This window comes from Candidatus Lernaella stagnicola (genome assembly GCA_030765525.1).
GTDB classification, from domain to species: Bacteria; Lernaellota; Lernaellaia; order Lernaellales; family Lernaellaceae; genus Lernaella; species Lernaella stagnicola.
Genome location: JAVCCK010000036.1, coordinates 1 through 12,277, shown reverse-complemented (window position 1 = coordinate 12,277; position 12,277 = coordinate 1). Strand labels below are relative to the sequence as shown.

12 protein-coding genes are annotated in these 12,277 nt (G+C 56.3%); 10 read left to right on the top strand and 2 right to left on the bottom strand.

What is annotated here, in order from left to right:
* Positions 1–182: 182 nt before the first annotated feature.
* Together P9L99_16880 and P9L99_16875 are read left to right on the top strand one after the other, a co-directional pair.
* Positions 183–1,016, top strand: coding sequence for a HEPN domain-containing protein (locus P9L99_16880; protein MDP8225037.1), 834 nt, complete (start codon positions 183–185; stop codon positions 1,014–1,016).
* Between the two features lie 614 nt (positions 1,017–1,630).
* A complete protein-coding gene (locus P9L99_16875; GenBank protein MDP8225036.1) occupies positions 1,631–1,915 on the top strand; it encodes an RNA-binding protein in 285 nt (94 codons plus the stop codon).
* Positions 1,916–2,126: 211 nt separating this feature from the next.
* Here the strand turns inward: P9L99_16875 and P9L99_16870 are convergent, their stop codons facing one another.
* Both P9L99_16870 and P9L99_16865 read right to left on the bottom strand, forming a co-directional pair.
* Positions 2,127–4,208: a hypothetical protein gene (locus P9L99_16870; GenBank protein ID MDP8225035.1), complete on the bottom strand. Its 2,082-nt coding sequence runs from the start codon at positions 4,206–4,208 to the stop codon at positions 2,127–2,129.
* 140 nt (positions 4,209–4,348) lie between these two features.
* Positions 4,349–4,654 (bottom strand): hypothetical protein, encoded by a 306-nt coding sequence (locus P9L99_16865; protein MDP8225034.1) that lies wholly within the window; start codon positions 4,652–4,654, stop codon positions 4,349–4,351.
* Positions 4,655–4,928: 274 nt separating this feature from the next.
* Between P9L99_16865 and P9L99_16860 the strand changes: the two genes are divergently transcribed.
* The 8 genes from P9L99_16860 to P9L99_16825 all read left to right on the top strand — a co-directional run.
* Positions 4,929–5,360 (top strand): arsenate reductase ArsC, encoded by a 432-nt coding sequence (locus tag P9L99_16860; GenBank protein ID MDP8225033.1) that lies wholly within the window; start codon positions 4,929–4,931, stop codon positions 5,358–5,360.
* Positions 5,361–5,483: 123 nt separating this feature from the next.
* Positions 5,484–5,783 carry a metalloregulator ArsR/SmtB family transcription factor gene (locus P9L99_16855; protein MDP8225032.1) on the top strand — a complete coding sequence of 100 codons (300 nt, stop codon included), beginning with the start codon at positions 5,484–5,486 and terminating at the stop codon, positions 5,781–5,783.
* Between the two features lie 56 nt (positions 5,784–5,839).
* A complete protein-coding gene (locus tag P9L99_16850; GenBank protein ID MDP8225031.1) occupies positions 5,840–7,018 on the top strand; it encodes a permease in 1,179 nt (392 codons plus the stop codon).
* A 19-nt stretch (positions 7,019–7,037) separates the two neighbouring features.
* On the top strand, positions 7,038–7,280 hold the full coding sequence (locus P9L99_16845) for a thioredoxin family protein (protein ID MDP8225030.1): 243 nt from the start codon (positions 7,038–7,040) through the stop codon (positions 7,278–7,280).
* A gap of 63 nt (positions 7,281–7,343) precedes the next feature.
* Positions 7,344–8,036, top strand: a complete 693-nt coding sequence (locus tag P9L99_16840) for a cytochrome c biogenesis protein CcdA (protein MDP8225029.1) — start codon at positions 7,344–7,346, stop codon at positions 8,034–8,036.
* Position 8,037: 1 nt separating this feature from the next.
* On the top strand, positions 8,038–8,487 hold the full coding sequence (locus tag P9L99_16835; protein ID MDP8225028.1) for a thioredoxin family protein: 450 nt from the start codon (positions 8,038–8,040) through the stop codon (positions 8,485–8,487).
* 233 nt (positions 8,488–8,720) lie between these two features.
* Positions 8,721–8,951, top strand: coding sequence for a hypothetical protein (locus P9L99_16830; protein ID MDP8225027.1), 231 nt, complete (start codon positions 8,721–8,723; stop codon positions 8,949–8,951).
* Between the two features lie 160 nt (positions 8,952–9,111).
* The coding region (locus P9L99_16825; GenBank protein ID MDP8225026.1) for a C25 family cysteine peptidase at positions 9,112–12,277 on the top strand (3,166 nt) is incomplete at its 3' end.

Below are 12,277 nucleotides of genomic sequence, written 5' to 3'. Positions count from 1 at the left end.
TGTCTTTGTACATCCTTTCCCCCGTCGTTTCGTAACCGAAACAACGGGAAATAACTCAGGATGCCACGACTTTCCACCGCCTCCACCAAACCCGGCGAGTGCTTCACTTTTCAACCGGCGATCACATGGGGCACCAACTTTGTTAATGTGACTCAATTGTGGTGTGATTTTGGGAGGAAATAATGCGTTTTATTGGAACCGGTGACGTGACTTATATTCTGCTTAGCGGGATCGAAGTTGCCGATACCATTAGGCTTAGTGACAATGTAGAACTTCATACTGCGGATGCGTCGCATCTTGATCTCCACACAACACTGTCTGCGTGCTCACACCCGGATGATATTGCGGTAGCGGCCGCCTTCATTCCGCGTATAACCGCACAGTTCAGGGTCACGGCTGCGAATCCTAAAGAACTTGCGGTAGCGGCATGGAATTCAGCTTGGGACGCCCTTCTTCTTAGCGCATTTTTTCGCACCGAGATCGGATTCAATCTACAATGTAATACAGCGGCACAAGAGATCGGAGCCGAAAGTACACTGTGCGCGACCAACCTCGGCATGCGCGGATTAACGAATTCGCCACCACATAAGGTCACCGATGAGGAATCCCGCTGGATCACGGACAATCATGCCAATGCGTGGCGGTTATTAGACAATGAGCGGTTTCAAAATGCCGTTCATTGCCTTGCGACGTACCCTTGGCATACAATGGGTCGCGTGCAAATGGCAATCCTTTGGGCAGGAATCGAAGGGATGTTTGGTGTCACAACAGAGATCAAATTTAGGCTCAGCTTGTATATTGCTCGATTCCTTCAGCCCGATAACGTCGAAAAGCGAAAAGCAATTTTCGATTCAATGAAGAAACTGTATAATTCACGTTCGGCGGCAGTGCATGGCTCCAAAATAAAGGGCGACACATCGTCTTTCGTTGATCAATCCGCCGATATTCTCTGCAAATTATTAAGAAAATGCGCAGAAGCGAATGCGATGCCCGACGAGCGCAAGCTGGTTCCGTAACCAACAACCGCTGGGTATTCCTGTGAAGTGAAAGATCATGCGAAGCTAAACGTGGTTTGCTGGATGCTTGCCCTAGAAACTAAACTTGGGATCGCAAGTACTTGAAATAGCTAGTTAACCAAGACTAGCTTGCGTTGCCTAGCAATGGTTACAATACTTATTCTCTGTGACTAATATTTGAGGCACTTTTTGCATCTCGGGGTATTTTCGGGCAGATCGATTTGAAAAACTGCCTTTTTATAACGGCTTGAAATGTATGCAAGATGCCGGAATAAGGTCGCTTTTCAGTGTGTGAAGAGGTCTGCTCGACTCCCAGTTACTTCCGCCGGATTGCCTCATCCGTCAAATTAGATTGATTAAAAGGTTGACATTTACACGAGGAGTATTATGTTGGCTCCGCAAGGTCAAGTTATTTTGATCTTGGATGAGAAGAAATCATCCCGACTTACTTCACACTCTCCTCTATGGTTTATCTCCAAAAAGGTTTGTAAGTTTAGGAAGGTACTGGATGAAGGTTGACCACTGTGGACGACCGAGTGACGGCGGGCACTACTACCCGCCAAATGAATCGGGCCGTATTAATTGCGGCGCGAGAGGAAAGTGAGATACGAGTTATGGGTAAAAAAATGTATGTCGGCGGTCTGAGCTGGGACACAACGGATGAGAGCCTGCGCAGCGCATTCTCAAAGCACGGCGAAGTGACCGAAGTCGCCGTAATCATGGACCGAGACACTGGGCGCTCCCGGGGATTCGGATTCGTGACGATGGCCGACGAAGCCGGGGCCAAAGCGGCCATTTCCGCCCTGGACGGAACCAGCCTCGATGGGCGTTCCATCAAGGTAAGCGAAGCGAAAGAGAGAAGCCCGCGAGACAACCGTGGCGGCGGTGGCCGCTATTAGTCCGACCGGGACAACAAAGAACGCAAGAAAGACGTTGCGACCTGAATTCATTCGCAACGGCTGAAAATTAGGGGCGGAATCCGAAAACGATTCCGTCCCTTATATTTTCGCCATGTATCAGGTCCTTCATGGGTTACGGGCGCTTACGAGTCCGTGACCCTTTGTTTTTAAAACACTATGGGCTAGAAGTGGCCGGATGCGAAGCGACGGATCACTCCGCGGAAAATTCGATCTGCGTTTGGGCGGCGGCTTCGCCGTCAACCAGGAGCGTGAAGTTCACCGGCCCGAGGGATTGCTCAAGGTGGCCCAAACTTCGGGCCCAGAAGTCGCGCTGTTGCCCAATCCGATAATCGAGAAAATAGTCCATCTGATGATCGCCGATGAATCGATCCGGACCAATCCAGTCAGTCCAAACAGGCTCGAAGGCCAGGGCGTCGAGTCTACCCAGGGAACGAAGTATTTCGATCGAGTCCGGATGATCGGACACGACTGCGATTTCGTGGCCGGCCGCCCATTCGCCGTTGGGGGCCATGAGATCGATGTGAATGACGCCCAGATCGCGGCCGTCGGTGGCGACGGTAAGTCGTTCGCCGCCCTCTGGTGCGAAAAAGTCGATATCGGCCGTTTCGGAGATTGCATCGAAGACGTCGAATTGCACACGTAAGGCCCCGCCTTGTCCGTCCACGATGATTTGGCGGCGGTCGTGGTCGATCCACGGCGTAAGGTGCGGCGCGAATTGGAAGATCGCATCCAGATTCATGGCCTGCATTTGGTCGAAGGATTCGACGATCTCGAAACGGACGCTGTTTATCTCGCCTAATGCGCGTTCATCGAAAAACTCGCTGAAATCGATCTTTGATCCGCCGGAGACTCCGAAGGTCAATTGATGGCTTTGCTCGCCATCGTCGCCCGTCAGTTGTAGGTTCACCTTCAACGTACCGGCGCCCGTCGCCTCGATTTTGGCGATAAGGCCGAGAAGCGGATAAGTCTCGACGATCTCGGTCGCCGTTCCCGGTTCCACATCGGCCAGGACTCGTCGTAAAACGCCGGTGCTTTCGGTACTCGGGTCCCAAGCACAATCGACGCACGCGAAAACGCCAAAACCGTAGGGGAAAAGATCGATCACGTCGCCGGGCTCCAACGCGAAGCCCCTGGCGTCGCCGATAATCGGCTCGTAATCCGACGTAACGTTGTCCTCGACGCTGTCGTACAAGGAAGCGACGAACTGTAAATAGCCGCCGCCGCGGGAGTACCCGAGCTGGTCGATGTAGTGGGGTAGAATATCGGCCGCAGCACCTTCGATTTCCTCGAAAGACAGGATGCGGCCGTCGTCGTTCCAATACATCGCATTATTGGTTGGATCGAAGTGATGCCATCCGCCGTCGTATCGAAGGCTCGCGCCGACGTGCCCGCTGGGCCAATCGATTCTCGTTTCGCATTGCTCCCACCCGAGCATGCCGGCCAGAGTCAAGAAAACCTTCGAGTGATTTTCGCACCAGCAATATCCGTAGGTGTGAAAAATATCCGGGACGGCGTGATTGTGATTCGTGTGGACGGAGTCGTACGGCGGCGCGGCGAAGAAGAGATTCTGCGCGACGAATTCCATGAGGAAAAGCGCCATTTGCCGTCTTGTCATCCCGTTGGTGGCGCATTGAAGCCACGCTTGGAGGCTTTCGGCGCTGCGAAAGTCGGGCTGATCCGGCGTCCGCAGGCCCACCATGGATGAGATTTCATCGTCGATGTTTTCCAGGCGGATGCGAAGCGGTGTCGACGCGCCGGCGGCATCGGGTAGCGTGATCGTCGTCGGAAAGACTTCTACGTTATTGGATGAGTAGCGCGTCATAAGGTCGGCGTGCTTTTCAAAGTCGGAACGAAAAACGACCTCACCTGCGACCTTCAACTCGACGGCGTGCCCGCCGTTTTCCACGTTGAGCCATTGCATGACGGCCCATGGAATCGCGTCGCCGTCGAGGAACAGATCGGCGCCGGCCTCGCGATAATCTTCGTCAATGACCAGGAGCAACTCCTCTGTGAAATAGCGCACGCCGTTCAAAGGCGACTTGATGGGTGGGTCGGGATGCTCAAATACCGTGTCGTCGTCGTTGTTATTGTTATCGTTATCGTTATTGTCGTCGTTATCATCGTCGTCGTTGTCGTCATTATCATCGTCGTCCACATCGTCGTCGGCAGCGACGTAACCGCGCTGTTCGTCGCGGTCGCCGGAGCCGCATCCGATCGAGGCGAAAGCGATCATCACGGCGATCAAGGCTGCGAAACAGACGACAAACCTCATCCCATCTCCTGGACAGTTCGATTGATTCTACCTTGAAATAAGGATTGTCACTAAAAAAACAAAAGCCATCAAAGGTCGGATACGACGCAGCGATCATATCGAGGAGGTCGGAATCAGGTTGTCACTTGGTAAATGGGTTTTTATGAATCGGGAAAACTAGGTAGATCTTTCGGCTCGTCCATCCGATCGCCTTTCTCCGGAATGATAGGCTCGCCGTTTTCATTGACTTCGGCGTGTTCTTCGCGCAGTTGCTCGGCCATGTGTGTTTTTTCCGGCTCGAGGATGGAATGCAGTTCCATTAGGGCGCTGCCGACGGCGCCGGGAGCCGGTGTCTTTTTTCGATAGTAGAGCCATCCCCTCGCTTCGCAGTACAACAGCAAGCGATCGATCAGCCAAAATGCCGCGACGACACCGCCGAGGATCAAAGCCCATTTCAAGAACGACATGTTTACAAACCTCGGTGTTTTCCCACCCTTAGCAAGGTGGTGTCGCTTGGAGAGTGTGTCAAGGGACGAGCGTCGGCACGTGATCGAAGGCGCTTTTTCGCGGGAATTGAGAAGAGTGATAACGCAAACGCTTCCTCTTATTGAGCATGGCAGACGGCATGGCGGCCTATGCGCCCGGATTGGAGGAGGCAGGCCGCGAAAGAAAGGTTTGGAAACCATCGCACTCGGGTTATAAAGCCGAAAGGCAACAAACCGCCGAGGAAAGAAACGAACGATGAAAAAGCGCGTCTTGTTTCTTTGCACTTCGAACCGCTGCCGGTCGCAAATGGCCGAGGCGCTGGTGAACCACGACTTGGGCGACCGCTTCGTGGCCTTCTCAGCGGGCACGGCGCCCAAGAGCCCACATCCGATGGCCTTGCAGGTGCTGGCCGAAGTGGGCGTCGACCATCCCGCCGCGCGAAGCAAACACATGGATGAATTCGCGGTACAAACCTTCGATTTTGTGATCACACTGTGCGACCGCGCCAACGAAACCTGCCCCGTCTTTTTCGGCGGGGTCCGGCGAGTACATTTGGGTTTTGACGATCCAGACGAGGCCGAAGGCTCAGAGGAAGAGAAGTTGGCCGTTTTCCGCCGGGTGCGCGATGAGATCCGGGAGAAGGTCGAACAATACCTGACACAAGACCCATCAAGCCGCATGACGTGAGTCGACAGATTTCCGCCCCAATGCCCGCCACCACAGACAGGTCCGTAGCGCTGTTGACAATATGGCCAAGTTGCCATAGTATCTGATTTCGGAAACACACCCACGGAGGGCAAGTCGGTGGTAGTGGCGCAGAAACCGAAGGACGTTTTCAAGAAGCAGGCGCAGGTTCTCAAGGCGCTGGCTCACGAATCGCGCTTGTTGATCGTTCATCGCCTCAATGAAGGCGAGGCGACGGCCGGCGAGTTGACGAAATTGGTCGGCTCGGATCAAACCACGGTGTCGAAGCACTTGGCGATTCTGCGCGCTCACGGGATCGTCGACAGCCGTCGCGAGGGCAATAACGCGGTGTACCGACTCAACACGCCGTGCGTCGTGAATTTTTTCGTTTGTGCCGCCAACGTGTTGAAAGAGCGAACCGAATGATTCTGTTGTTATGAATTGCCTACATGGCCATAACGCCATGTTGCGGATGAAGGACAATGCGCGAAATCACGAAGCTACTCATCATGATCGGGCTGTTTTTGCTGGCATTCTTTCTGCCGGTGGAAAGCGCCCGCTTTCAGTCGGCGATTCAAGAAAGCTTCTCGCTGGTGAAGTGGTATTCGCGGGAACACGTGTTGCTCTGCTTGGTGCCAGCGTTTTTCATCGCCGGGGCGATCAGCGTCTTCGTCAGCCAGGGCGCGGTGATGAAGTACCTGGGGCCGGCGGCGAAAAAGCTGATTGCCTACCCGGTCGCGGCGATTTCCGGAACGATCTTGGCCGTGTGCTCCTGCACCGTGCTGCCGCTTTTTGCGGGGATTCACAAACGGGGCGCAGGTCTCGGCCCGGCGACGGCGTTTCTGTATTCCGGCCCGGCGATCAACGTGCTGGCGATCATTCTCACGGCCCGCGTGCTCGGGTGGGAGTTGGGCGTGGCGCGGGCGGTTGGGGCGATTGTTTTTGCGATCGTCATCGGCGCGGCAATGCAGTTGATCTTCCGCAAAGACGAAGCGGCGCGGGCCGAGCAAAACGCGAGCATCGTCATACCGGAAGAGGACGGCGCGCGGAAGCTGTGGCAGGACGGCCTGTACTTCGCGGCGATGATCGGCATTCTGGTTTTCGCCAACTGGGGCAGGCCGAGCGAGGGCGCGGCGGGGCTTTGGGCGGCGATTTTCAGCGCGAAATGGGTGATTACCGGCGTATTTGCCGTCGTTCTGGCGGCAACGATTTTCGCTTGGTTCAAGAAAGACGAGTTATCCGACTGGGTGGATTCCAGTTGGACGTTTGCCAAACAGATCATGCCGTTGCTGTTGGCCGGTGTTTTCGCGGCCGGCTTGTTGCTGGGCGGACCCGAGTCAAAAGATGCCGGGCTTATTCCCAACACGTGGGTGGAATCGCTGGTAGGCGGCAATTCCCTGGGGGCGAATTTTTTCGCCTCGATTGTCGGCGCCTTCATGTACTTCGCTACGCTGACCGAAGTGCCGATTCTGGAAGGCTTGCTTAAATCGGGAATGGGCAAGGGCCCGGCGTTGGCGTTGCTGCTGGCCGGCCCGGCGTTGTCATTACCGAACATGCTGGTGATCCGCAGCGTCATCGGCACCAAAAAGACCGCCGTGTATGTGGCGCTGGTCGTTGTGTTTTCGACTGTGGCCGGGATTCTATACGGTGTCATCGCTTAAAGGAGAAAGGAACGTTTTGATGAAAATTGAGGTTCTAGGTATCGGTTGCCCCAAGTGTAAAAAACTTTATGAGGAGGCCGCGAAAGCCGTCGCCGAAACCGGTGTGTCGGCCAAGTTGATCAAGGTCGAAAAGCTCGACGACATTATGCGCTACGGCGTGATGGTGACTCCCACGTTGGTGATCGACGGACAGGTGAAGAGCTCGGGAAGAGTGGTCAAGGCGGCGCAAATCGCCGGCTGGTTGCTTGAGGCGGCCAAGTAGCACGCGTGGAGCGGCGCATGTTGAACGCATCCGCCATCGCGCGAAGGGAAGGGATCGCTCCCCTTGGAAGAATTGCTGAGCAACGCGGAAACCTACATCCATACCAACCCCTGGTTGGCGCTGGTCGTGGTCTTTTTCGGCGGTCTGCTGACGGCCAGCAACCCTTGCGTGCTGGCGATGATTCCCCTCACGATCGGTTTCGTGTCGGGCGACAACGCGATCAAATCTACAAAGAGCGCTTTTGTTTTTTCCTTGTTTTTCGTGCTGGGCCTGGCGGCGATGTTCACCGCAATGGGCCTCGTGGCCGCCTTGGTCGGTCGCCTGTTCGGGAATATGTCGCCCATTTGGAACTGGATTGTGGCCGGCGTGTGCCTGGTCATGGGGCTGCACTTGATGGGCGTGCTGAAGGTGCCGATTCCGCAACTCAACGTAAACTCGAATGTGAAAGGCGGCGTCGGAGCTTTCGTGCTTGGTCTACTGTTCGGGATCGTTTCGGCACCCTGCGCCGCGCCGATCCTGGTGGTGCTGTTGACTTACATCGCGGGCAGCAACTCATCGACTGCCTACGGCGGATTGCTGCTGCTGGTGTATGCCCTGGGCCACTGCGTTTTGATCCTGGTGGCCGGAACGAGCATCGGCGCGGCGAAATCTATTATCGAGAACAAGAAGCTCACCTCAGCCACGAACTGGCTGCGGCGGGCGTCCGGTGTGTTGATCATCTTGGTCGGAGCGTACTTCGCCTATCGGGGAGTTTGACGTGAGCTTTTTCAAAACGAACCTTTTCGCTTTGGCAGTTGCCCTGATGTTTTTCCTTGGTGTTGTCGCCTGCGAGACGCCTGCCGCGAAAAGTGACGCAACCACTCCGGCGCCTGCAAAAAAAGAGGGCTACCAATCCGCCGCCCCGGAAATCGCGGAGTACGTCGCCAAGGGGCTGCCGCTGTTGCTCGATTTCGGTATGGGTTATTGCATCCCGTGCAAGAAGATGGCGCCGGATTTGGCGCAATTGCACGGAGAGTTGGCCGGAAAGGTATTGGTTCGCTTCAATGACCTTCGCCGGGAAAAGGAACTCGCGCAAAAATACCGCATTCGGGTCATGCCCACGCAAGTGTATGTGGACAGCGGCGGCAAGGAAGTCTACCGCCACGAGGGCTATGCCTCGAAAGCGGATATGCTTGCCAAGCTAAAAGAGGTTAGGTTTTTGCCGTGACCACGCATTCCCGAACGCCGATCGCGTACTTATTACCGTTGTTGTTGCTGGTGACCGCTTTCGCGGTTATGGCTTGCGAGCAGCGCGGAGTTGCCGCCGAGCCTCAAGGCGCGCAATCCGGCGATGGGGACCGGCCGACAGCGGCAACGGGCCCGGTGGAAAAACTCGTGTTCATATTCAATTCCGAGGCGTGCGCGTGTGAACGGGATAGGAATCAAGAAGCGGAAGATGCCATGGCCGCTATTCTGCAAGGCAACCCGCCGCCGGCGCCGTTACAGCGAATCGACATCGCCAAGGACGTGACCGTCTTGCGAACGTACCAAAAACAGACCTTCATCGGTTTTCTGCCGGTTCTGCTTGCGCTCGACACCCAAGATCGAGTCGTCACGAAAGTCGAAGGCCTGTTCGGCAAACAAACGACTCCCCTGACCGAACTCCTCAAGGCCGACGAGAGGGCGAAGTAAACCCCCTCGCAGCTTTCGGGGGCGAGGTCGCCCTGCCGTTTCTGTTTCTTTAATGATAGCGTTTCGAAGCTTATTGCGCGGTGGCGATAAGTTTTTCAGGGTTGGTGTGTGAGCGGGAAGCTCGTCATATGCTAAAAATCGTTACTTTAAGGCGGATATCATGCGATCGGTAAGATTGACTTGGATCGCGGCGGCGTTCGTGCTGCTGCTGGCGACGCTGTTGGCTTTTGGCTGTCTCGAACAAAACTCCGCAGAGCCGGACGACGACGATTCGGACGCGCCCATGGCGGCGTCGGACGACGATTCGGCCGTCGATGAGGCCGCCGGGCGAACACCGGGATTGGACGTTACGTTCATCGGCGACGATCAGGTTGATGTCGTACTGCGGCCGGATTTCGCGACGTGGCGGACCGTTGAGGTCGAGGGCGTCGAATTCGTGCGGATCACGTACCAAAACCGCGGCACGGAACAAGAGGTCGGCGCGCCCGCGGTGCCGTTGCTGTTCACGTCGTTTGCCGTGCCGCAGGGTGCGGAAGTCGACATCGACGTCAAAGCCGTCTCGTGGCGTTCGTTCGACAATGTGCTGCTTTTCCCCTTCCAACCCTTTCCCGTTGAAAGCGAGCGTGAGGCCGAACCCTTCGCGTGGGACGAAGAGGCCTACGGACGCGACGAATTCGTGCCGGCGTCTCCGGCGCGGCTGACCAGCGACCACATGATGCGCGGCGTGCGAATCAACCAGGTGGCGCTGACCAATTTTCGTTACAACGCGGCGCGCCGCGTTTTGCAGGTGTGCGACGAACTGCGGGTGTCGTTCCGTTTTCGTGGCGGAACCGATCACTACATGCGCGACGATCGCTTGTGGAGCGACGCCTTTGGCCGGGTCTACGAAGCGGAATTGATCAACTACTCCGCGTTGGAAAAGCCGCAGCGCCCGGCGTCGACCAAAAGCGCGACCGGCGCCGATTTTCTGATTATCACGCCGGCGGCCTTCACCGATGCGGCCGACACGCTGGCTGCGTGGAAGATCAAGACGGGTATCGACACCCGCGTGGTGACAACCACGACCACGGGCGGCATGTCGTCCGAGATTCAAAGCTACATTCAGGATGCCTACGACACGTGGACCCCGACCCCCGCGTACGTGCTGCTGTTGGGCGATGTCGAGGACATCCCGACAAACTACGAGACGCTGCATCCTTACGCTTCCTACGGTTCGACTTGTTACATCGCCGCCGACATGTATTACGCGACGGTGGACGGCACCGATTGGGTGCCCGACCTCGCGATCGGCCGCATTCCCGTGGATTCGCTGGCGCTGGCTCAGGATCGGGTCGACAAGCTCGTGCAATACGAAAGCGACCCGCCGAGCAATGCGTCGTTTTTCACCAAGACGGTTCACGCGGCGTACTTTCAGGATAGCGACGACTACAACAGCTACGCCGACCGGCGTTTCTTGTTGACGTCGGAAGAGGCTTACCAGTTTTTCACCAATATCGTGACGTCGGTTTCCTATACGACAGAGCGGATCTATGTGGCCGATGTGGCCGGCGGCGTCGTGCCGCTTTATTGGAACCAGGGTTCGTACGATTGGTTCGCCTCGTGGTGGGACACAACGTTGGGCCTCTCGACGCTGGACATACCGGACGAGTTGCTCATCGCCAATGGTTTCCCGTGGGATGGCGACGCCGACGATATCGGCGTGGCGGTGAACAACGGCGCGTTTCTCCTGACCCATCGCGACCACGGCGGCGTTACCGGTTGGTCGCATCCGTACTATCGCTCCAGTCACGTCGACACGCTCACCAACGGAGAGTTGTTGCCCTTGGTGTTTTCGATCAATTGCGAAACCGGTTGGTTCGACGTGGAAACCGACGATACCTTTAGCTGCGACAAAGACAGTACTTATTCAATATTCTGCGAACAGTGGATGAACAATACGTCCGGCGGCGCCATGGGCGTGGTCGGCGCGTCGCGCGTCAGCTACTCGAACATCAACGATCGCCTGTTTTGGGGGTGGATGGATTTCCTCTACCCCGATTACGTGCCGGGCTACGGTAGCGCCAAGGTCGATCCCGCTTACCGGATGGGCGACATGCTCAACTACGGGAAAGCGTATCTGGCTTCGGAGTACGGTTTTTCGAGCACCGTGCACGTCGCGTTTGATGAGTTCCATTGGTTCGGCGATCCCACGACCCGCGTGTGGACCGATGTGCCCGGAACCATAAACGTAACGCACGGCCCCACGATCGCGACCGGCACCACGACGCTGGACATCTGTGTTGACGTTGACGGCTCCTTGGTCGGCCTTTCGCAAGACAACGAAGTCCTGGGAACGGCGACGGTTAGCGGCGGCGTGGCAAGCGCGTCCTTTGCCGCGATTTCCTCCGGCTCTGATGTGTACGTCACCGCAACCAAGCACAATTACCGGCCTTATCAGGGAACCATGAGCGTTGTCCCCGGCGATGACGACGATGATGATGACGATGATGATGACGACGATGATGACGACGATGATGATGATGACGACGATGATGATGACGATGATGACGACGATGATGACGACGACGATGATGACGATGATGACGATGATGATGACGATGACGACGATGATGACGACGATGATGATGACGACGACGATAATGATGACGACAACGATGACGACGATGATAATGACACCACGCCGGGTCTCGCGCAGGGCGATCTGTTGATCACCGAAATCATGAAGGACCCTTACGCTCTGGACGATACCGAGGGCGAGTGGGTGGAAATCTATAACGCGACGGGTTCAACGGTTGATCTGCAAGGGCTCGTGCTACGCGACGAGGGTATCGACTCCCACACGATCGCCTCATCGGTGTCCGTGCCCGCGGGCGGGTACGCGGTGTTGGGTCGCAATTCGGCAGCGACGGTCGAAGTGGACTACGTGTACAGCGGCTTTCTGCTATCCAACGCCGACGACGAGGTCATTCTCGCGCGGAACATAAGCGACGCGACGGAAGTGATCATCGCGCAAGTCTATTACGACGACGCAACGTTCCCCGACACGACGGGCGTGGCGCTTAATTTGGATCCGGATGCCTTCGACTACGACCTTGCGCAGGTCGGCGCCAACTGGTGCGACGCGTCGTTGACCTTTGATACCGGCGATCTCGGCACTCCGGGTGCCGTGAATACCGATTGCGGCACAGGCGACGACGACGATGACGACGACGATGACGACGATGATGATGACGATGATGACGACGACGATGACGACGACGATGATGATGACGACGATGATGACGACGACGATGATGACGACGACGATGATGACGACGACGATGATG